Source organism: Mojavia sp. (genome assembly GCF_059505145.1).
This window is the reverse complement of record NZ_JCACKA010000047.1, coordinates 275,948-298,799: the sequence shown is the minus strand read 5'-3', so window position 1 is coordinate 298,799 and position 22,852 is coordinate 275,948. Positions and strand designations below refer to the sequence as shown.

General features: G+C 41.7%; 18 protein-coding genes. 7 read left to right on the top strand and 11 right to left on the bottom strand.

The window, feature by feature from the left end; genetic code table 11:
* The first annotated feature begins 133 nt into the window (after positions 1–133).
* A complete protein-coding gene (locus AC5JL8_RS08505) occupies positions 134–853 on the top strand; it encodes a class I SAM-dependent methyltransferase (RefSeq protein ID WP_495879338.1) in 720 nt (239 codons plus the stop codon).
* Positions 854–1,216: 363 nt separating this feature from the next.
* Here the strand turns inward: AC5JL8_RS08505 and AC5JL8_RS08500 are convergent, their stop codons facing one another.
* From AC5JL8_RS08500 to AC5JL8_RS08480, 5 genes are all read right to left on the bottom strand, one after another.
* Positions 1,217–3,145, bottom strand: coding sequence for a PAS domain-containing sensor histidine kinase (locus tag AC5JL8_RS08500; protein ID WP_495879337.1), 1,929 nt, complete (start codon positions 3,143–3,145; stop codon positions 1,217–1,219).
* Positions 3,146–3,196: 51 nt separating this feature from the next.
* The gene (locus AC5JL8_RS08495; protein ID WP_495879336.1) at positions 3,197–3,364 is read right to left on the bottom strand and encodes a hypothetical protein; all 168 of its coding nucleotides are present in this window, start codon (positions 3,362–3,364) and stop codon (positions 3,197–3,199) included.
* A 250-nt stretch (positions 3,365–3,614) separates the two neighbouring features.
* A complete protein-coding gene (locus AC5JL8_RS08490; protein WP_495879335.1) occupies positions 3,615–4,226 on the bottom strand; it encodes a LysE family translocator in 612 nt (203 codons plus the stop codon).
* Positions 4,227–4,393: 167 nt separating this feature from the next.
* Positions 4,394–5,170, bottom strand: coding sequence for a superoxide dismutase (locus tag AC5JL8_RS08485; protein WP_495879334.1), 777 nt, complete (start codon positions 5,168–5,170; stop codon positions 4,394–4,396).
* Positions 5,171–5,392: 222 nt separating this feature from the next.
* The gene (locus AC5JL8_RS08480) at positions 5,393–6,814 is read right to left on the bottom strand and encodes an NADP-dependent isocitrate dehydrogenase (protein WP_495879333.1); all 1,422 of its coding nucleotides are present in this window, start codon (positions 6,812–6,814) and stop codon (positions 5,393–5,395) included.
* A gap of 737 nt (positions 6,815–7,551) precedes the next feature.
* Between AC5JL8_RS08480 and AC5JL8_RS08475 the strand changes: the two genes are divergently transcribed.
* Genes AC5JL8_RS08475 through AC5JL8_RS08465 form a run of 3 tightly spaced genes read left to right on the top strand, consistent with a single transcriptional unit; the run spans position 7,552 to position 9,661 of the window.
* Complete coding sequence (locus AC5JL8_RS08475) at positions 7,552–8,280, top strand: GUN4 N-terminal ARM-like repeat domain-containing protein (RefSeq protein ID WP_495879332.1); 729 nt, start codon at positions 7,552–7,554, stop codon at positions 8,278–8,280.
* A 5-nt stretch (positions 8,281–8,285) separates the two neighbouring features.
* Positions 8,286–8,504 carry a type II toxin-antitoxin system HicB family antitoxin gene (locus tag AC5JL8_RS08470; protein ID WP_495879331.1) on the top strand — a complete coding sequence of 73 codons (219 nt, stop codon included), beginning with the start codon at positions 8,286–8,288 and terminating at the stop codon, positions 8,502–8,504.
* 50 nt (positions 8,505–8,554) lie between these two features.
* Positions 8,555–9,661 (top strand): ABC transporter ATP-binding protein, encoded by a 1,107-nt coding sequence (locus AC5JL8_RS08465; RefSeq protein ID WP_495879330.1) that lies wholly within the window; start codon positions 8,555–8,557, stop codon positions 9,659–9,661.
* Positions 9,662–9,785: 124 nt separating this feature from the next.
* On the opposite strand, the gene AC5JL8_RS08460 is transcribed toward AC5JL8_RS08465, so the two are convergent.
* Together AC5JL8_RS08460 and mtnA are read right to left on the bottom strand one after the other, a co-directional pair.
* A complete protein-coding gene (locus AC5JL8_RS08460) occupies positions 9,786–10,253 on the bottom strand; it encodes a hypothetical protein (RefSeq protein ID WP_495879329.1) in 468 nt (155 codons plus the stop codon).
* 102 nt (positions 10,254–10,355) lie between these two features.
* On the bottom strand, positions 10,356–11,417 hold the full coding sequence (mtnA, locus tag AC5JL8_RS08455) for an S-methyl-5-thioribose-1-phosphate isomerase (RefSeq protein WP_495879328.1): 1,062 nt from the start codon (positions 11,415–11,417) through the stop codon (positions 10,356–10,358).
* Between the two features lie 534 nt (positions 11,418–11,951).
* On the opposite strand from mtnA, the gene AC5JL8_RS08450 reads away from it, so the two are divergent.
* Together AC5JL8_RS08450 and AC5JL8_RS08445 are read left to right on the top strand one after the other, a co-directional pair.
* On the top strand, positions 11,952–12,641 hold the full coding sequence (locus tag AC5JL8_RS08450; RefSeq protein WP_495879327.1) for a hypothetical protein: 690 nt from the start codon (positions 11,952–11,954) through the stop codon (positions 12,639–12,641).
* Between the two features lie 756 nt (positions 12,642–13,397).
* Positions 13,398–14,960, top strand: a complete 1,563-nt coding sequence (locus tag AC5JL8_RS08445; protein ID WP_495879326.1) for a hypothetical protein — start codon at positions 13,398–13,400, stop codon at positions 14,958–14,960.
* Between the two features lie 18 nt (positions 14,961–14,978).
* On the opposite strand, the gene AC5JL8_RS08440 is transcribed toward AC5JL8_RS08445, so the two are convergent.
* The 4 genes from AC5JL8_RS08440 to AC5JL8_RS08425 form a co-directional block, all read right to left on the bottom strand.
* The gene (locus AC5JL8_RS08440; protein WP_495879563.1) at positions 14,979–16,988 is read right to left on the bottom strand and encodes a cation:proton antiporter domain-containing protein; all 2,010 of its coding nucleotides are present in this window, start codon (positions 16,986–16,988) and stop codon (positions 14,979–14,981) included.
* Between the two features lie 440 nt (positions 16,989–17,428).
* Complete coding sequence (locus AC5JL8_RS08435; protein WP_495879325.1) at positions 17,429–18,718, bottom strand: homoserine dehydrogenase; 1,290 nt, start codon at positions 18,716–18,718, stop codon at positions 17,429–17,431.
* Between the two features lie 251 nt (positions 18,719–18,969).
* Complete coding sequence (cpcD/petH, locus tag AC5JL8_RS08430; RefSeq protein WP_495879562.1) at positions 18,970–20,319, bottom strand: bifunctional rod-capping linker CpcD/ferredoxin--NADP reductase PetH; 1,350 nt, start codon at positions 20,317–20,319, stop codon at positions 18,970–18,972.
* 290 nt (positions 20,320–20,609) lie between these two features.
* Positions 20,610–20,918: a hypothetical protein gene (locus AC5JL8_RS08425; protein ID WP_495879324.1), complete on the bottom strand. Its 309-nt coding sequence runs from the start codon at positions 20,916–20,918 to the stop codon at positions 20,610–20,612.
* Between the two features lie 644 nt (positions 20,919–21,562).
* Between AC5JL8_RS08425 and AC5JL8_RS08420 the strand changes: the two genes are divergently transcribed.
* Positions 21,563–22,567 (top strand): phosphoribulokinase, encoded by a 1,005-nt coding sequence (locus AC5JL8_RS08420; protein WP_495879323.1) that lies wholly within the window; start codon positions 21,563–21,565, stop codon positions 22,565–22,567.
* Positions 22,568–22,852: the final 285 nt, after the last annotated feature.

Here is a 22,852-nt window from a genome sequence, read left to right as displayed (position 1 = left end):
TCGCAAAGTGGGGCGGTATGTCCGTTTGCCTAGTTGATGGCACTCAGTTACAAGAACGCTACATTGACTCCAGTTTCTGACATTTTGTCTACACTATAACTTGACTGAATTAATCAAGAGCAGTATAGACCTAATGTCTAAAAAGCCGTCCGAAACCCCTTATACAAGCCGTAACCATTACTCAGACAAATGGCAGGAGAGGGTAGCGCAAGTAGCATATCGGTTTAACCGAGAGTATCAAAATCAACCCTTTGATCTGCCAACAGAAGTGCAGGAAATGCCAATATTCCGGGAATGGATTACTGGCACATTGTCAGGGAGAATTGCTTCTCATTTCTGGGAAATTGCTCAACCGCAAAAGAATCAGCACTGTTTGGATATTGGCTGCGGTGTCAGCTTTTTGATTTATCCCTGGCGAGATTGGCAAGCATTTTTTTATGGACAAGAAGTCAGTAACATAGCACGTGATACTCTTAATGCCCGTGGTTCGCAGTTGAACTCAAAGCTGTTTAAAGGTGTAGAGTTGGGGCCGGCTGATCATTTAAATTATTCATCAGATCAGTTCGACTTGGCGATCGCTACAGGATTTAGCTACTATTTTCCGCTTGAATATTGGAATGCTGTGTTGCTAGAAGTGAAACGGGTGTTGAAACCAAGCGGACAGTTTGTATTTGATATCCTCAATCCTGAACAACCTTTAGCAGAAGATTGGGCAGTTCTAGAAACTTATTTGGGTGCTGAGGTGTTTTTAGAACCTGTGGCTGAGTGGGAAAAAATGCTCAAAGCTGCTGGTGCTAAAGTCGTTACACGCAAATCAGGAGAATTATTCGAGTTGTACAAAGTGCGATTTTGATATTGTGTCCACTTGAATACTTGTACTTAGAACTGACACGGCAAGACAACGCTGATTTACTCAGCACTCACCACTAATATCATGTCCGTTTAAATAACCGTCATTGTGACCGAAGGCAAGCAATCCCAAAAACTTTGCGATTGCGTCGTTTCACTTCGTTCCACTCGCAATGACATATTCAGGGTGATTTGCCGGACATCATATAAAAACTCGACGTTGCACAAACAAGCGATAAAATTAAGTATTGAGATTTAAAACTCCTCATACTCTCTGCGTCTTTGCGGCTCTGCGTGAGAAAAATCATCCCGCTTTCTCTGCAAAGCCAAAACTTAGCACTCACTACTCACATATTTGGTGCTTGGCTCAATTCCATGTAAAGCTAAAAATTGATCCAGCACCAACTTTGGACTCCAGTTTTACCACTCCACCGCGAGTTTCGACAATTTTTTTGACGACTGATAGCCCGATTCCCGTTCCCTCGATTTGATCTCTGGCCTCTAATCGCTGAAAGATACCCCAGATTTTGTGATGAAATTCAGGCGCAATCCCAGGGCCATTATCTGCAACGGAAAATTCAAAATATTTCCCGACTTGTTTTACTCCAACCACAACACGAACATCAGGTCTGAGTGCATATTTCAAGGCATTATGGATCAAATTCATAAAAACTTGCTGAAGTGGTACTCGCTCAGTTAACAATTTAGGCATCCCTGGCTCAATCATAATCACCGTTTCAGCAGGCGGTGCTATAAGTTCAATCACTTCAGCGAGTAAAGCAGCAACATCTACCATCTCAGATGTCTGCATTCGACCTGCGCGTGAGTACTGTAAAATCCCGTCTATCAAGTTTTCCATCCGTTGTATCCGCTTGTGTAACAGGTTCAGATGCTCGCGGGATTCTTCAGTCAATGTGTCTGCTAGGTCTTCTTCAAGCCAGCCTGATATGCTCGAAATGCCGCGCAGAGGTGCTTTTAAATCGTGGGAAGCAACGTAAGCAAACTGTTCGAGATCCTTGTTACTCCGCTCTAATGCTAAAGTTAGTTGAGACAGTTCTTCAGCCTTTTTCTCAATTTCTTTACGGGAAAGCACTTGCTCTGTCACTTCCACTGCATGGGTCATGATGCCATAAACCTGAGCGTTCGCATCGAGTAATGGTTGGTAAACAAAATTCCAAAAACTTTCTTCTAATATGCCATCGCCGTTTCGGTCAAATAATGCCCGCATTTCTTTACCGACAAAGGGTTGTCCAGTGGCATACACCTGATCGAGTAACTCAAAAAATCCTTGTCCTGCCAAATCTGGGAATGCTTCCCTAGCAGTCTTGCCAATCACCTCGCGGTTGCCAACAATCTGAAGATATATTGGATTCGCTACCTCGGTAATGTGGGTAGGGCCGCGGGAGATATGAATTGCGGCGGGTGCTTGCATAAATACGCGATGTAACTCAGCACGTGCTACCTGTGCTTCTGCTAAAGCGCGATCGCGTGCCTCTTTAGTTCGCTTACCATCAGTAATATCACGAGAGACACCGACAATTTGTACAACATTCCCCTCTGTATCAAAAATTGGCGATTTAATCGTGTGGAAGAACCGAATTTCGCCATCCGCTCTTCGATTAGGCTCCTCTAATACCTCTACTACCTCACCCGTAGCGAAAACTTTGAGGTCATCTTGTATGTATTGCTGGGTATAATCAATTTCGTTAAATGGAACGTCAGTGATACCGTGCAGTTCTTCAAGGGTCATGCCGTAGTAGCTACAAGCAGCTTTATTTGCATAGACAACCACTGAACCAGGAGCTTTACAAAAAATCATGTCTTGAACCGAATCGAGGATTTGGGTGTAGCGGTGTTCGGTTTCTTTAAGGGCTTCTTCGGCACGCTTCTTGTCGGTAATGTCGGTGTGAACGCCAATCCACTCACGAATGCTGCCATCAGGCTCAGACACTGGCACAGCTCGTACACTCATGTAGCGATACTCACCATCATAACGGTGCAAGCGATGCTCCACTTCGTACATGGTGCGGCTAGCAACAGCAGCAGACCACGCAGCGGCCGTGTGTGCTTGGTCATCAGGGTGAACAGCATTGAGCCATCCCCATCCTTTCAATTCGGCGGAACTTTGTCCAGTGAAGATACTCCAGTTAAGCTGTTCATCGGCAAATTCACCAAGAGCATTAGTATTCCAAACAATTTGAGAAGTCGCTTCCACGAGTGAGCGATAGCGTTCCTCACTTTTACGTAAAGCTTCCTGAACCATCTCGATATCTACTGATGCCCTTTCCTCAGACATTTACCCTATTTACTGCTCAATGTTGTTCAATTATTAGAGCATTTCTGTGTGTTATTTTAAACTTTGTTGCTTAATATCGTCGGTCAGCGGATCGAGTTGGGCGAGACAATCGCGACGCGATTGAGAGTTAAACCATCTTTCTAGCGATTCTTGATCGGCAAACCGAAACACATCGCGTCTGTTACCCAGATTATCAGGTTCAACCCTTGGTTGTTCCAAGATAGCCTCTAAAGGTTGCCGATCGCAGAATCAGTTCAGAAATACGCTGCTCTTTCTTGAGCTTCTTTCCTCGGTTTGGGGGGAGCGAGTATGAATGTAAGTTGCCGGGATAGACCGCGATTCTCGTGCCGAGAGGCTGCGCCAACGCTGAACCATAACGTTGAAGCCCTCTAAGATTACTGAGGCCCAAACAAATCGTTATTATGGTGCAGCGATTTGTTAGGTATGCTCAACGCGCAACATATAATAATTAAGTTTTTGTTACTAAAAATATTCCAACAGCAATCATTACACAGCCAGCAGCAATGTTTATTCCTTTTCTTGTTTTAGAACTAATAAGCAATCTAGCTCTGTACGCCATGAATGCATAACCAAGTTTTACACCGCCTACGGCCACAATAGTAATCGCTATAATTATGCTGGTGTCAAAATAAGATATTTTAGAAAGATCAAGAAAAGCTGGGAAAAAACCAAGATAAAATAAGGTTGCTTTTTGATCGCCCAATGTAATAAATAGTCCAGTCAGAAAACTAGACAGCAAAGAAGTTTCTATAATCTCTCCTGTCTCCATGTCCTGTGATTTTGACCTGCATAACCCTATCCCTAAAAAAACCAGATAAGCACCCCCAAGGTATTTTATTAGGACAAATAGGCTCCCCATCGTTTCAGCAAGAAGCGATAAACCCCAAATGGCTATTATTATGAAAATGATGTCACCAACCACTATCCCTATAGTTGTGAAAAGACCATGAATAAATCCAGATGTAGCTGATCTTGTGGAGACAGCTAATACACTAACGCTGGGAATAGAAGCCAGAACAACCATCGCACCGAATAATGCAACAATGGTGCTAAATGTCATACTGCTTTGCATAAGCATAACAATTAACAGAAATTTATAGAAACTTTAATATTTTCGGTAATAGTAATTGGAGATGGAGAAAAATCCAATAGTTGAAAGCTGACTATCAAGATTTTTGAGTAGGCGGGGAGAGATTCAGTAATTTTTTTCTCCCCCATTGCTTCTATCTAGGCAAATTTTCTTGCGTCTGCAAACCGCTTATTAATCGCATCCCAGTTAACCACATTCCACCAAGCTTCTAAATAATCAGCGCGGCGGTTTTGGTAGTTAAGATAATATGCGTGTTCCCATACATCATTGCCCAGGATGGGATATTTACCTTGACTTAGGGGATTATCTTGGTTGGCTGTAGTTGTTACTTCCAGCTTGCCACCTTTATTACGGACAAGCCAAACCCAACCACTACCAAATCGAGCAGCACCAGCTTCGTTAAACTGTTTTTTAAAGGCTGCAAAACTACCAAAATTTTGATTAATTGCTGATGCGATCGCTCCTGTTGGTTCTCCACCACCTTGGGGCTTCATAATATTCCAAAACATCGCGTGGTTTACATGACCACCGCCATTATTACGCACTGTTCTGCGAATATCTTCAGGTACTGTGTCAAGCCTACGTAACAGTTCTTCAACAGTTTTACTTTTGAGTGCTGGATGTTTCTCTAACGCTGCATTTAAGTTCTTCACATAAGTTGCATGATGCTTATCGTGATGAAACTGCATAGTTTTGGCATCGATGTGCGGTTCTAGCGCTTCATAAGCGTAGGGTAAAGGTGGTAATTGAATAGCCCCTTTGGTGGTATCTGGTGTTGTGCTTGTAGTTGTGCCTGTACTGGAATTTGTTTGGTTGTTGCTAGAAGATTTCTCTCCCACAGCGCAAGCATCTAATGCAACACCCCCCGTAGCTGCTGCGAGTAAAAACAAGAAATTGCGTCGATTAATATTCATAAAAGGGCAGCCAATCAATATGAATGTCTTGATAGCTTTTATTTTCTTAGATTTAGGCTGCAAAAAGTTGGGGATTGGATGAAGAGGATAAGGAGCATGGGGGATGGGGGGACAAGGAGCAAGAGTTAATCATGGTTCTTTCCCCTTGTCCCCGTGTCCCTTAGTCCCCGTGTCCCCTTGTCCCTTTGTCTCCCCTGCTTTTTCCTAGTCCCCAGTCCCTAATTAACCAAAATGTTGAACGATCGCCTCGGCAAATTCAGAACATTTTAAGGGTTCTACTGGTGGTTCTAGCAATCGTGCCAAGTCGTAGGTAACTTGACTATTGGCGATCGCATCCCCTAAGCCTTTCTTAACCAAGTCTGCGGCTTCTTGCCAGCCGAGATACTCTAGCATCATCACACCAGACAAAATCACCGAACCAGGATTAATCCGATCTAAGCCGGCGTGTTTAGGTGCAGTGCCGTGGGTAGCTTCAAATATGGCACAGGCATCGCCAATATTGGCCCCTGGCCCCATTCCCAATCCTCCGACAATGGCAGCAGCAGCATCAGACAAGTAATCACCATTCAAGTTCATCGTCGCCAGAATCGAATACTCATCGGGTCTGGTTTGGATTTGTTGAAAAATGCTATCAGCAATCCGGTCATTGACCATTACTTTATCTTTCCACTTGCCGTTACCGTGGGTATCCCAAATTGAGTTAAGAACGGTTTCGACTTCCTTGACAATTTGCGCTTTTTTCTCTGGAGTCAAAGCATCAAATCCAGGGTCAACCTGACGGGCGTTTTCTTCCAAGGAGATATCAGGATTTTTTTCCTTGTTACTCAAAATCCAAGATTCCCGTTCGGTGACTGTTTCTTGGCGAAATTCGCTAGTTGCTAGTTCGTAACCCCAATCGCGGAAAGCGCCTTCGGTGTACTTCATGATGTTGCCCTTATGCACCAAAGTCACTTGTTGCTTGTGTTTGGGCAATAACAGGGCGTGTTTGATAGCACGTCTTACTAAGCGCTGAGAACCATTTTTGCTGATGGGTTTGATGCCAATGCCAGAATCAAGAGGAATTTGCTTTTTACCATGTTCTGGAGTGGCGGGAATCAGTTCCTCGTTGAGGATTTTAATGAGGCGATCGCCAATTTCGCTTCCTTGCCGCCACTCAATACCCAAATAAATATCTTCCGTGTTTTCCCGATAGACAATTACATCTAACTTTTCAGGATTTTTGTGTGGTGAAGGTGTACCTGCATAGTATCGACAAGGACGCACGCAGGCATAAAGGTCAAAAATTTGTCGTAACGCCACATTCAAGGAACGAATACCGCCACCTACTGGGGTAGTTAATGGCCCTTTTATTGCCACACCATATTCTTGAATAGCCGTTAGCGTATCCTGGGGTAAATATTGGTATGTACCGTATAAATCACACGCTTCATCCCCAGCATAAACTTTAAACCAACTGATTTGGCGTTTACCGTTATATGCCTTTGCTACCGCAGCATCAAGTACTTTTTGAGCAGCAGGCCAAATATCTATACCTGTGCCGTCGCCCCGAATAAAAGGAATAATTGGATTGTCAGGCACAATCGGTTCACCATTTTTGAAAGTGATTTTTGCACCTGTTGTGGGGGGGGTAATCTTTTCATACATAAATCACACATTCCTGATCAATTGACCATTGACATTAGAAATTGGGCATTAGGGATTGAGCATTGGGTGAAGAGGACAAGGAGTATGGGGGATGGGGGGATTAGCAGAAGAGGCAAAGTTGGAAGGGGACACTTTAAGCTTAGATACTCGTTCTTCAAACTCAGAACACGACAATCCGAGGTTTTTACTCGACACTCTCTGTTCAGAAAACGACAATCCGGGCTTTTGACTCGACACTTCGAGTTCAGAACACGACAATCCGAGGTTTTTACTCGACACTTCGAGTTCAGAACACGACAATCCGAGATTTTTACTCGACACTTCGAGTTCAGAACACGACAATCCGAGATTTTTACTCGACACTTCGAGTTCAGAACACGACAATCCGAGGTTTTGACTCGACACTTCGAGTTCAGAACACGACAATTCGAGCTTTGAACCTTAAACTCTCCACTCCCCCCTCCCCGTGTCCCCGTGTCCCCTTGTCTTCCCCTCTCATTTTCCCCAGTTCCTTGTCCCCTTGTCCTTGTTGTCTTTTTCCCTTCCAGCCCTTTGAGGCGCAGATTTTCCCCTTATTCCCCTTGTATAGTATTTGGGGTTAAGGTAAGGGATTGAGCGAAATCACCGCTAATTTGTACGATCAAAAATAGTAAACTACTTTTCGCTATTAGTGTTTCACTTTGATAACACCCGATAGCTGATCGCTTTTTCACGCTCCCGTTAAAACGAGTAATGGCATGACAGACCCAATGATTGTATCAGGCCCTGCTAGTGACATCGACTCCCTCCGCCTCCAGTTAATCGCTGGGTCTCTTCAAGTCCAACAACAAATAATCTCACAGTTAGCTGACTTGGGTGATCCGGGATTGGATGTATTGATGGAATTTTTACTGAAACGTTGTGACACCCCAGTGACTTGGATTGATGGCAAAGCCTACCAAGTAATCTACAATTCTGATGCACCTAAAGCCAAAGAATTTCTGCAAACTAATTTTCCTGAAGGAATTGTACCTCTAAAATCAGAGTGCGAGATTAATTACAATCCTTTGCAACAGCTTCTTGCTGCCCAAGATTTTCAAGCAGCCGATCGCCTAACTATACAAAAAATGTGTGAAATAGCAGGGCCAACGGCAGTACAAAGAAAATGGTTGTATTTCACTGAAGTAGACAATTTCCCTGTTATTGACTTGCAAACCATTAATACTCTGTGGTTAGTACATTCTGAGGGTAAATTTGGCTTTTCGGTACAGCGAGAAATCTGGTTGGGTTTGGGAAAAAACTGGGATAATTTTTGGTCAAAAATTGGCTGGAAAAGTGGTAATAACTGGACGCGATATCCCCATGAGTTTATCTGGAATCTAAGCGCCCCTAGAGGTCATTTACCCCTTTCTAATCAACTGCGCGGAGTGCGAGTTATTGCTTCTTTATTTGCTCATCCTGCTTGGTTAACAAATTCAGAGCAATAAAAATTATGATGAATGCTTCTAAACGAGAATTCTACGTCATCATTGAACGGGATGAAGATGGCTACTATGTCGGAGAAGTTCCTCAATTAACAGCTTGTTACAGTCAGGGAGAAACAATAGATGAATTGATGACGAATATTAAAGAAGTCATTGAACTTTGTTTAGAAGCAGAAAGTGATGAACCAATACCAGAATTTGTTGGTATCCAAAAGGTAGTAATTTAAGGTTAAAACTACCAAGCTCAAATCTCAAATCTCATATCTCAACTCGGATAATGGCAAATGTTCGGCTAGAAGACATTAAGCGTAGATTCAACAACGTCACCGCTATTGAGGATATTTCTTTTGAAATTCCTGATGGTGAGTTTTGGGTTTTGGTAGGGCCGTCTGGTTGCGGTAAGTCTACGATTTTACGAACGATCGCCGGTTTAGAGACAGCCACTTCAGGTAAACTCTTTATTGGCGAGCGCTTGGTAAACAACATCCCAGCCAGACAACGGGATGTGGCGATGGTGTTCCAGAACTACGCACTGTATCCACACATGACAGTGGCGCAGAACATCGCTTTTGGGTTACAGATGCGAAAAGTTGACTCAAAAATTGTTCAAGAACGGGTGGTGAATGTAGCGCGATCGCTATCCTTGGATCATCTGCTGGATCGCAAACCCAAACAACTTTCTGGGGGACAGCAACAACGGGTAGCATTAGGAAGAGCGATCGCCCGTGAACCACAAGTTTTTTTACTTGACGAACCTTTATCTAATTTAGATGCTCAATTACGAGATGATACTAGGGCAGAGTTGAAACAGCTACATCAAAGTCTGGGGATTACAACTATTTACGTTACCCATGATCAAGTTGAAGCAATGACTTTGGCTGATAAAATTGTGGTGCTAAATCACGGACGAATTCAACAAATTGGCGATCCCCAAACTATTTATGCCTGTCCTGCTAACCAAATGGTAGCGACTTTTTTAGGCAGTCCTCCTATGAATATTCTGTCTGCCATTTATAAAAATAATGCTTTTGATGTTAGTGGGCAGTTATTAGAAATTCCTAGCAATCTCAGCGAGAGTTTACACTTGCATCAAGGACAAAATGTTGATTTAGGGATTCGTCCAGAGCATATACAAATAGATACTAACTCAGAACTTAGAACTCATAATACAGCACTATTATCAGTTGAAGTGAAAGTGCTAGAACCTTTAGGACGAGAAACTTTAATTCGTGCTAGTTTACTCGGTTCTAGTGGAGTTTTGAATATTCAGGTAGCTGGAAATGTGCGCCTACATCCAGGCGATCGCCTTTCTTTACAACTAGATTTGAGTCAGTTATTTTTGTTTGATCCTAATACTGGTGACAGAATCTGGCCTGAAAAGTGACGACCAGTTTCCTTCAATTCAAAAAAATTATTTATGCTAATTCACTAAGCGATCGCTATTTACGAAGGTCTAACAGACTTTTTTATCAACTTAAGTAAAATCTAAGAAATGCCAATGTTTGATATTAAAGTTTCATTTTTGTGATTAGAGATTCTTTTTTACTTTTACCGCAAGGTTCGGCACTTTCACAATCACTAACTGACATGATTTCATAAACTAAATTCACTTTTTTATTTAGGAAAGTTTTAGGGCTTTCGCAAATCTCAAAAGTTGCACCCAAATTATGTTTAGTTCCATTTTCATCAATTAGTGTTACATAGCACTTGAGGTCGCCGTTGACCATTTCTTTAACTGTGCCTCTTTGTGGATACTTAATAGAATTTTTCTTTGCTTCGTCAGTTTTAGCTTGTGTATTTATAGGAGTTTTTTGTGGAGATTCCACCTTCGTTGACGTTTTCTGTGTAGCCTTTATCTTAGCTTGTTCAACTGTATTTGCTTGAGTATCCTTTACAATATCAGTTTGTGAGCTACTACAACTCGTAATCCAAATAGAGCAAATAATTAATGCAATTTTTGGAACTAAATTTTTCATTATTATATTTATGAAATTCATAAGTGCCGCTAAATTTCACTTTTTTAGCAGCACTTTTGCACTAAGGCAGCTGTAGTACACAACATTTAATAAATCTGTAGTTTAAACTACTTGCTGTACTTGGGATTTTGCTAACTCACCAGGAGCAAATGCACCATTTTCGGTAATTATGGCTGTAATCAAATCTGCTGGCGTGACATCAAAAGCTGGATTGTAAAAATCTATGCCAGATGGGGTGAGAATAGTATCACCGACTTCGTATATTTCTGCGGGATTCCGTTCCTCAATGGGAATTTTACTACCATCAGATAATTCAAAATCAACTGTAGAAAGGGGAGCAGCAACGAAGAAAGGAATATTATGTGCTTTAGCTGCGATCGCTACACTATAAGTACCAATTTTGTTAGCGGTATCACCGTTAGCAGCGATTCTATCAGCACCGACAACAACAGCATTAATTAAACCTTGCTGCATACAGTGGGCTGCCATGTTATCAGTAATTACCGTAACTGGAATTTTTTCTTGGGCACATTCCCAAGCGGTAAGTTTTGCACCTTGCAAGCGAGGACGGGTTTCATCGGCAAACACACGCACTAATCGGCCTTCTCTCCAAGCGGAACGCACCACACCCAAGGCTGTACCATAACCAGCTGTTGCCAATGCGCCAGCGTTGCAGTGAGTGAGAATTGTTAGCTTTTCTGGGTTTTTGGGTAATACTACCAAGCCATGATCGCCGATCGCCTGACAAGTCTGCAAATCTTCAGCATTAATATTTTGGGCAGTTTGGAAGAGAGTTTGTTTGAGTTCTTCTACTGTTCCTAAAGTTTCGTAGGCAGTTTTCATCATGCGGCCAATTGCCCAAAATAAATTCACCGCCGTCGGACGAGTGGAACGCAGTAACTGAGCAACTTTTTCCAAGCGTTCTAAAAATTCGTGGCGATCGCTTGTCTCAATTTCCCTCGCTCCCAGATACATTCCATATGCCGCAGCTACACCAATTGCTGGCGCACCTCGCACAATCATGGTTTTAATTGCCCGTGCCATATCTTCACTGCGGTGAATTTCTACAAATGCGTACTCGTTAGGCAAACGGGTTTGATCAATGAGCGACACTGAATTGTTGTGCCAGATAACTGGATAAACCTGGTTTGTAGAAGGTGTCATAGAAAGAGGCAGTTAGTATATGAATATTAATTACATAATTGCTGCTTACTAGCAATTTTTTGTTTCTCTTTTGTTACGCAAGCAATGTCCTTGTCATTAAATCGAGATAATAGTTTGTCATTATGTACTTCTTTAGATATATGCTTATCATAATCAACCTTTCTAACACTAATTTTCGAGTTGAGATTTTGTAACCACTGTTTTGGTCTTCTATAGTTGTAGCGATTGACGTAAATTTACATTAAAAGTCATTACTAAAAGGCTATTTAAACAGCCAAAAATTATATCACTTATTTTCAGCCTTGTTTAATATTCTAGTATCATTTATTGAAGAAAATTCTTTGTGTTGATTAACGGAAAATATTTTTCTGTAAAATCACAAGAAATGTAGATTGATCAAAAATGAGAACAATGAACAGTAAAATTATGAAGCACAGGATAGTAATAATGTCATTACTGTCTATAACTACTTTGTTGACAACTAGAGTAGTGTATGCAGTACAGCCTTCCTCTGGGAATTATATGTATACCCAGATGAATCAGCTACCCATTGGTTGGGAACTTGGAAAAATCCTGCTTATAATTTTTATAGCAGGTGCTTTAGGTGGCTTTATTTCTTTCTTAATGAACTTCAAGGTAACAGAAGAAGAGATATCTAGACCTATTGAACAGAAATTAGTTCGACTTGAACAGCAACTAGCAAAACAGAACAAAAACTTAGATAAAGAGTATAGAGCAAGGTTAGATAAGCAAAAGCGGGCTGCTATTATTAGAACTTGCATATCACAGTCTCTAATTGGTGGAGCAGTATCACCACCTGTATTAATACTTCTCAAACCTGACAATGCTTTTACTCTAATTACAATGTCATTAGTTGTAGGCTATGCTGGCTCTGCCTTTTTTCGCGCTTTACAAGAGCGAATGTTCGAGTATGTCAGAAGAGAAGAGAGGCTTAAAGAGCAAGTGCAAATTCAACTTAAACAACAGTCAGATAAGATAGGACAGTTGATAGAAGCTCTATCAAAAGAGGATTTAAAAAAAGCAAAATCCCTCGCAGATGAACTTAACGGATTGTGTGCAGCAGGTTCAGCTGCATTTGGTAAACATTTTGATAGTACTTTTGTAAACTCAGAATTTTATGACAAAGTTAAATACAGAAATAATGGTTATGAAGTGCCTGAGGATAATGCCAATAAACATCCACTAGAGCCAGCCAAAAGATAAGCTCACCTTGTGCATGATGATTGTTGGCAAAGCTTGCTAATATTCTAATGAAAGTAATTCTCATTTCAGAGTGAATTTTCATCAGAATATTTTTTTATTTAAATTAATATTAAAAATTGTAGCTAACTAAATAATTACTAATTTGTAATTCTTGAGGCTGTCCGGTGAGTCCGAGCAAAAAGCCATAATTTATCCATATTTAAATAGTTAAATTTAGGTTATCCAGATTAAACCGAATTCGTTATAGCCAGGGATATGAAGAGTGTAGGTAATGGCAGCGATCGCTAACAAAATAGAGAGTAAACTCAGACAACTCTTAATCTGGAGTACAAAGAGTAATAAATAACATTACATAAGATTACAAATAACTAACTCATAGGATTCTGAGCAGTAATAAATAAAAATACTGAATATGATGATATATACTATAAACCTGTCATAGGCAATCTTTCAGTATTTATACTCCATAGCGTCAGTTATTTTCGTTTGGTGTAAGCTAATCGTCATTTAAATTGCACCATTTTCATGGTAATAAAAGCTGCAAACCCTCTCCCCTGCTCCCTGCCCCCTGCTCCCCTGCGGTCTCAATGTGCAAATTAAATGCTTAACAGCTTACCCACCAAACACAATTGATGCGCCCATCTGAATTAATAATAGTCGTACTATCTTATGCGTTTATTTAAAATATCCTGGAAACGAATCAGTAAGAGATATTATTACCCTTTGCTATCCCTTGGTCTAGCGTGCATTTTACTGTTGACTTCAGTAGGATTGGGTGAAGCACAGCAAAATAGTAGCACTATAGCGCCAACTAATACCAACTCTAATCAGACAGGCACTACAACTTCTATTCAGCAGACTAGTAATGAAACGCTGACTATACCTCGTGTTACTTCGATAAGGAGCATTAGTCCTAAGGAATTTTATATCAGTATTCCTCAGTCACTTCCATTTGTACAACAAGATATCAGACGCTACAAACAGGAAAAACTCAATTTAGTGGTGACAGGAGATAACTTTCCCAAGCCAGACAATTTACTTAGAAATAAAATTGAGGTAAAAATTGGCAATCCCCCAGATATTGCTACTACTACTAATGTCAAAGTCACAGAAGACAGAAGGGCGATTTTTGCCACCTTTAGTAGCGAGCAGCTAAAGAAATTAAGCCGGGGAACACACCCTGTAAGTGTGGAGGTGGGAGGAAATGCAACTAACATTGATCCCCAACTACCTGATGATCGACTTCAGGTAATGGTAATGCGTCCTGTAAGTGGGTTAACTACTTTTCTTATGTTTGCGATCGCAGCATTTATAACGCTCATACTTGTGGTGATCATCTATGCGCTGGCTACACAGTCAAAACAAGCACACTTGCCAAGCCTGCTCAAAGAAAGCAAGAGAAAAAACCTCAATTCATTAGAGTGGCTACTCCTAGATCGACAGACTAACACTTTTAGTCTGGCTCGTGCCCAATTTATATGGTGGCTCACTATCATAGTTTTTGGCTATTTATTTCTTTTCATCGGACGCGGATCAATCCAAGGCGTGTGGGAGTTCATACCGCTATCAGGATTCGGCTATACCTTTTTGATTAGTCTGGTAACACTGGTGACGGCCCAGGCAACCTCCACAATTCGAGGCAGTAAAGGATCTGGAGAAGTTAATCCTGCCTGGTCGGATCTGGTAGTGCATGGTGGCGTAGTAGCCTTAGAACGCGTACAGCAGGTAGTTTGGAACTTAATTATTGGCATTGCTTTTATCGTTATTCTTTTAGTCACCTATACAACTGCGTCTTCTTTACCAACCATCCCCTCGGAAATTTTGGTGCTGATGGGAATCAGTGCTGGTGGCTATATCGGTGGTAAAGCTGTCCGCAAACCAGGGCCAAACATTAGTCAAGTAGTATTGTGGGATAACCCTGAAGACTTAATTACAAATCCTGACCTGACTCCTCACCTTACCCTCGCTGGAGAGCATTTTTCCCAAGCAGGGGGCGTAATAGTTCAAATGGTGTACTTAGACGAATACAAGAATGAAAAACAGGAGACGCGCATAGAAATCAAACAAGACAACATCTGTACACTAGAGCCTGATCCTGAGCATCCTGGAGAGTTTTGCAGAAAACTACAAATTAATTTTAGTGGGCTTAACGCACTTCCAGAAGATGACTGGTTAGAATGGCTACAAGTTTTTTCCGAGAATTTCACAGCACAAAGGGTAAAAATCACTCTAATTAATGCTGATGGTCAACGGGCTGTTTGGGATGGTTCTAATCCCGTACCTGAAAGAAGAAAGGCTCCGTCACTACAGTCAACATAACAAGTAAAAGTTCTCCTTTTAGTGAGGAAAGTAGGCAACAATCATCGCCAATTTAGGGTGATTACGGGCGATCGCTTCTGGTACTTGCCCTAGCAGAGAAAATAGTTGGTGTTTATGCTCAACAGATCCATTCAAAAGTAATAAATCATCGGTTTTAAGTAACCGAGAAACTTGCCGCACAAAATTGCCCCGCACTCGTTGAATAGGTGTATCTTCTGGTAATCCAGTGTGAATCAACTCAATAGTTGCATCCCGTACCGATGTGACTTGTAACAGTTGTAGGGATGCTTTAAGTTCTGTTGCCAGACTTTTTGCTAATTCAATACTTTGCCCAAAAGAATCAGCATAAGCTTGTTGAGCGGTAAAAGCGAGAAAAACTCGTTTCGTATGTTCAATAGGTAAAGGAAATCGAGTTACCAATACAGGTACTGAAGTACGATGGACAATTTTGTCAATTACGCCGCCAAATAAATTTTCCTGATAACTGGAGTAACCTTTCCAACCACAGATAATCACACTGGCCTGTTTTTCTTCTGCAACTCGCGCGATACCCTTATCAATTGATTCGTCAATCCGCCCAATTGGAGTAACGTTAGCAACGGCAGCATGGGCAATCATTTCTGCGGTTGAGAGTAATTGACTTTGCCTAGCTTTAGCCTCTGGGGAAACAGGGGCACTCTGTTCTAATAAAATGTGTAGCGGTAACAGAGTTCCAGAAGCTGATTTTGCCAAAATGATTGCCATTTGCAACAGATTATCTTCAGTGCTGGGGTTGGCAATTGGTACTAAAACGCGATCGCCCAAGTTTACTGTCTGGCTACTTTGTGTACTGGTTTCTTCTGGTTTGAGATTTCGTCCCCATTTAGCCGTTACCCAAGGAGAAGCAATACAGGTAACTAAGATCATGGCGATCGTGCCATTTACGGTTAATTGATCGACTAACTCAATTTGGTAGGCAACAGTAATTGCCGCCAAAGTAGAGGCAGCTTGAGCCACCGATAGCCCAAACAAGACCATGATATTGTTCAAGTCAAATCCGAATATTTTGCCCACACCCCATGCAGGCAGGAACTTGGCAACAATAGCCACAACTACCATCACACCGGAGACTACTAGCGCTCGCGGTTCTTGAAATAAAATCCGGGCATTGACTAACATACCCACAGAAATCAGAAAAAATGGCACAAATAGTGTATTTCCAATGAATTGAATCCGATTCATTAGGGGACTATATTGTGGGATTAGCTGAGTAATGGCAACTCCAGCTAAAAAAGCACCAATAATCGGCTCAATACTGACTAATTCTGCTCCGTAAGAAACCACAAACAGGGTAGCCAGCACAAATGTAAACTCTGCGCCTTCGTCGTGTCCAAACCGCCGAAAAAACCAGCGGCCGATCCGAGGAACGCCCCAGAGTGTAAGAAAAGTATAGATAATGAGTGCTGGAATCAGAAATAGCCAAAAGCTGAGGGTTAAACTGCCTTGATGCGCTCTCACCACTACAGCTAACACTAACAGTGCCAAAATATTGGTAATTAGCGTACCGCCAAGAGTTGTAGTCAAAACCTGAGAACGCATGATTCCCAATTTGCTGGCTACAGGTAATGCTAATAAGGTATGGGAGGCGAAACAGGAAGCAACTAAAATGGCTGGTAAAAGACCGTAACCGATCGCCATCATCGCTCCAACACCCAATACCATTGGTACAGCAAAGGTAGCTAGCCCAAAAATCACCGCTTTATCTGCGTTATATTTCATGTCATCCAGGCTAGTTTCCAGTCCTGCCATAAACATGAGAAACAGCAAGCCAACTGTGCCCAAAAGTACAATTGTGCTATCTCTTGCCAGTAGTCCTAATCCATAGGGGCCTACTATAACTCCCGCCAAAATTAGCCCCACGATTCCAGGTAAACGGATTCTCTCAAATAATAGGGGTGCAATTAGCATAATCCCTAAAATCATCAAAAAAACCGGCACTGGCTCTTTTATAGGCGTAAATAAGACGGAAGAAATAAAAAACTCATTCATCCTCTGCGATAGAGTTGCGAGAATATCTAGTTTCATAGGTATTTGTGGCGAGCTATAGTTGCACTGGCACAAATCAAATATTATTACTTTCTCAAAATTTAAGTCGAATTTAGGGGCAGATTTTTTATATCTATTTCTTTAGATATATGCTTATTTAAAAAACCACATATCCTACTCTAAAACAATTTATCAGAAGCATGAAAAAATTAAATGACAGGTAAGATTCCTGTCATTTATCAGGAGGATAGATGTCTGCCCTCAATTGTGATTATTATCTAGAAAATAGAGTGAAAGCAGAAGGACAAGGGTTGAAGAGTTAGTTTTTTCTCTTCTGGGAATTTCCCACCAGTTTTGAGTTAAATTTCTGAAAACACAAGATGTGATTTATTGAGTAATTCTAACCAGATTGAACACTATTCGATAGCGGAATTTATTGCTTCTCATAGTACGCGCAATAAGCTAGGAATGCTGTCTATTGCCTCTAGGGTTTGAATTTCTGCTAAAGCTTGTCGAAAGTCGCCTTCCCTAACGTCGTGGGTGACAACAACAATCTCTGCTAGTTCTCCCTGAAAGCCAGTTTGGACAACTGACTCTAAGCTAACGTCGTAATTGCCAAAGCAAGTACCTAACTTGCCGATCACTCCGGGTTGGTCTCTAGTCAGGAAGCGCGTGTAAAATCGAGTTACAACTTCTGCTATGGGCGCTATTTGACAGTAATCTTGATGACTACAAGCTAATAGAGGATTTAGGTTAGCTGTACTCGTTTTCAGCGTCGCAACTAGATTTAAAATATCTGATGAGACAGCACTAGCAGTTGCACCTGCACCTGCACCAGGGCCAAAAAACATCACTTGCCCAATCGGTTCTCCTTCCACAAGAATGGCGTTATACACCCCGTTAATACTAGCTAGCGGGTGTGCTTTGGGCACTAAGGTGGGGTGAACTCTTACAGATAGCTTTGAGGTATCGCTGCTATGAAGTTTAGCGATCGCCAGCAATTTAATCACAAATCCTAATTTTTCAGCATAGGCAATATCTGTCTTGCTGACTTGGCGAATTCCTTCACAGTAAACATCTTGCAGATGAATACGTCCGCCAAAGGCTAATGATGCCAGAATGGAAATTTTATCTGCTGCGTCTAAGCCATCCACATCAGCAGTAGGATCGGCCTCAGCATAGCCCAATCGTTGGGCATCCACTAACACATCGTTAAAGTTGCTACCTTCTGTTTGCATCCGTGTAAGGATGTAGTTGGTAGTACCGTTAACAATACCCGTAACAGCGTGAATGCGGTTAACACTTAAAGACTGCTTTAGCGGTTGTATCACAGGGATACCACCGCCAACTGCTGCTTCTAGCAAGACATATACCCCAGCTTGATTGGCTGTTGTAAAAATTTCATCACCAAAGCGGGCGATCGCAGCTTTATTAGCAGTGACAACGTGTTTACCATTGCGTAGAGCTTTAAGAATCAGCGATCGCGCTGGTTCTAATCCACCCATCACTTCAACTACTATATCTACCGTCGGATCGTTGACAATCGCTTCTAAATCTGTAGTGATTACGTCCTTTGGCAATTCTACCGCACGGGATTTATCAAGCGATCGCACTCCCACTCGGTATATTTCTACTTCCTGCAATAACGGGTTACGCCCAGTCTGCTCTTGTAACAACTGTACAGTACCCGTCCCTACAGTTCCTAATCCCAGTATTCCTAGCTTCACTCCCACAAGCTTTGCACCAAATTAGTTCTGAGTTCTGAGTCATGAAGTACTGAGTAGTGATAGATACTTGTTTCTTTATCTACCAGAACCCTTTGCTTAACTATTCATCCAAAACAATTGTAAGATGGGCAGCGCCTACTCTACTAAATTCCTAACTAAAAACTCAGCACTTAACAAGTTTCTACTAATACAAAAAAATTGTAGGCTGGGCATTGCCCACCCTACACACTCAGAATTCAAAATTTATAACTTAGCACTTAGTAGGTTTCTACGTGCCAGCGACCAGCTTTCTTGATTTCCTTCTGATAATCACTCCAGGTTACTCCTTCCTTAGCAGCCGCAGCTGTTAGAGCAGCATCAATACCATCTTCCATACCGCGCAAACCGCAGATGTAGGTGTGGGTTTTTTCCTCTTTAATTAACTTCCACAGTTCATCTGCGTGTTCTGCAACACGGTCTTGGATGTACATTCTGCCACCTTGGGGATTCTTCTGCTCACGGCTGATGGCGTAGGTGAGGCGGAAGTTATCAGGATACTTCTGTTGCATTTCCTCCAGTTCTTCCTTATATAGGATGTTTGGAGTTGTTGGTACACCAAAGATTAACCAAGCAAAACCATTGAACTGGTAATCTGGGTTAGCTGCTCTTTCTGCATCCTTAAACATCCGCCACAAGTAAGCCCGCATTGGAGCAATACCTGTTCCGGTTGCCATCATGATCACTTTGGCATCGGGGTCGCTGGGTAATAACATTTCTTTACCCACAGGGCCAGTAATTTTTACTTCTGCCCCTGGTTCCAGGAAACATAAGTGAGTTGAGCAAACACCATAGACTGTTTCACCGGTTTCTGGGTGCTTATACTCCAACTGACGGACGCACAGTGATACTGTCTTGTCATCTACATCGTCGCCATGACGAGTTGAGGCGATCGAATACAGTCTGAGTTTTTCCGGCTTACCGTTCTTGTCTACTCCTGGTGGAATAATACCAATACTTTGACCTTCTATATATTTCAAATCCCCACCAGAAAGGTCAAACTTGATGTGTTGAACAATCCCAATACCGCCTTCTTTGACTAACGGTTCATTAGATATGCACTTACCAATAAATGGAGCGTTGGGACGGTATATGTTAACAGGAACATCAGCGTGGGCGTCTTTTTTGGCTTTCGCTTGAGTCATGGTGTTGCCTTTCTTATCCTTCTTCTTGAGCTGTTCTTCAGCTGATGATTTAGCGAAGCCTTTAACTTCACTTTTAGCGTTCACAGGTGTGGCTTGACCATTCCCCTCACTGTTAGCAGTCTCCCCAGATGTAGCTAACTCGTTTACATCACTATTAGCAATCCCAAATGCGGCTTTACCATTGACTTGTGCTAAAGCACTTATGGGTTGAATACTAACAATTTTGCCGCCTAGGCGAGTGATACGTCGCATTTCTTGGTTCATGCGGTTGTAAGGCACTCTGATGAATACACTGCCACTTTTACGAATTGGGTAGTTGGTTTGATCAGTTTCTTCGTTCTGACGCAGACCCACCACTTCGTAAACGAAGACGCGGCTACCTGATTCTGTGTTGGCAGCACCCTCAACAGCACCTTGATTGTACATTCGTTCTACCACTCCGATGTTTACTTAACCGTTTTTCAAAAAAAAACTCTTCCTATCACAAGCCAGCTTTAGTTTACCGGATTTTCGTTTCACAAAACTGGCGCTTTAGGAAAGCAGCATCATAAGCTAATGCTTTGCTAAGTACACTCACCAAAGACATGCAGGCAGCGCAAAAACACACCTGTTCACCTTCTAAGGTAGAGGATAAGTCTTTTGGAGAATGTTAATAATGAGTCAATTTAATCTTTTTTTCGTGAACTACCGCCGCCATTGGTGGAGATAGCAGGCAACTACCCAAGGGGCGCGTCGTCATGGCAGATTCGGTTATAAGGTAAAGACAGTTTTGATTGGTATAAGCTACCACCCATTTTGCCGCCAAAACCTGCCGCTACGCGTGCTTTCTTTGGGCGTATATATTTGATTTGGGGAATGCCAATCACGGAAAGTTTTCTTCCGATTGGTTTTATTTCCCTAACTGCACCCTTTCCTCCCATTCGACAGAAAACTTTTCTGCGATTTGCATCAAGAATGTTTCTAGTTGCATTTATCACATCGTGATGACTAATTCCACGACTAGGATAGGACAATCTATAAAACATAATGATACAGAGAGACATGATATAAGCAACTATAATAAGTTTTACTTGATGTGAAACATCTGTCAACCTCTAAAAGTAGACTTCTGGATACACTCAGTTGTATTTAAGCGAGTCTAAAAAAGTATGACCAATATTTTTTTGCCTATTAGTTGCTTACTCATTCATTAGATAGATATTGGCTATGAATGTTTGAAGTATTGCTATAAAACCAACTAAAATTCAAGAATGGCAAAAAATTTGCTGCTGAAGAAAATTATACTTTATACACGTGATTGAGAGAGCCATAAATAGCTAACAGTGTTTGCCAGACTGCTTTTGGGTGATCAGGAGATGTTTTTTAAAATCACTCACAAAATCATCAACATGATTGATGAACCACTAGATTCTTCCTGACAGCAAACCTTGTATAGAATAACCCCTTCTGTTAAAATCAAATATACCACTAGGATTAAATACTTACCAGCAACGAATTCAGGCTAGACAGACGGGTAACAACTATTACTTTGTTGTATGCGCGTCTGACTTCTTATGGCGCTGTGGGTAGCAAGAACGCCGGATAAAACCAATGGGGTAAACTCCTGGCTTCAGAATCTGCTGTGTGAAAAATTATTGATTGACACATCTTTAGTATTTAGAGGAGATTTATGACAATTAAGCCGGAACGCGTGGTACTAATTGGAGTAGCCGGAGACTCCGGGTGCGGTAAATCTACGTTTTTGCGTCGTTTAATAGATTTGTTTGGTGAAGATTTAATGACAGTTATCTGTTTGGATGACTATCATTCCCTAGATCGCAAACAGCGCAAAGAAACTGGGATAACGGCTCTTGACCCCAGGGCGAACAATTTTGACCTCATGTATGAGCAAATTAAAGCTCTCAAGAATGGTCAAGCGATTGATAAGCCGATTTACAACCACGAAACCGGCATGATCGACCCACCAGAGCGGATAGAGCCGAATCATATCATAGTGATTGAAGGGCTACATCCTTTATATGATGAGCGAGTGCGATCGCTGATTGACTTTAGTGTTTATTTTGACATCAGCGATGAAGTAAAAATTGCCTGGAAAATTCAGCGAGACATGGCTGAAAGAGGTCATCGCTACGAAGATGTTTTAGCTCAAATCAATTCTCGTAAACCTGATTTTGATAAGTTTATCGAGCCACAAAGAGAATTTGCTGATGTAGTTCTGCAAGTATTACCCACCAACTTAATTAAAAACGATACAGAGCGCAAAGTCCTGCGAGTACGGATGCTGCAACGAGAAGGTAAAGAAGGCTTTGAGCCAACCTACCTCTTCGATGAAGGTTCAACAATTAACTGGACTCCTTGCGGACGTAAACTAACCTGTTCATACCCTGGTATGCAAGTATACTACGGTTCAGATGTATACTATGGTCGCTATGTTTCAGTGTTAGAAGTTGATGGTCAATTTGACAACCTAGAAGAAGTAATTTACATCGAAACCCATCTCAGTAACACATCCACTAAATACCAAGGCGAGTTGACTCACTTGTTACTCCAGCATCGTGAGTACCCAGGTTCTAACAATGGAACTGGTTTGTTCCAAGTGCTGACAGGGCTGAAAATGCGTGACGCTTACGAGCGGTTAACAGCAAAGGAAGCCAAGTTAGCAGTTCAAGTTTAAAACAGCAGAGTTTGTGTCAAAGCTTTGGGGGATGCTGGCGGGTATCCCCCTTTTTTTTACAAAAAATTTTTAGCCAAAAGCAATTCTATTCTTTCTCTTATACCAATCCTCCCCTGTTCCTTATGTGTAAGCATATTAAAGGGAACAGTATTTAGAAATTTTCGATCCAAGTAGTAATTTTTTAGAAGATTAAGAAGACACTAACTACTCAATGTGTCAATATTGTTATGATTTCAGAAATTAGAGTAACTGTACTAAATAATCACATTTAGCCAGTGAAAACTC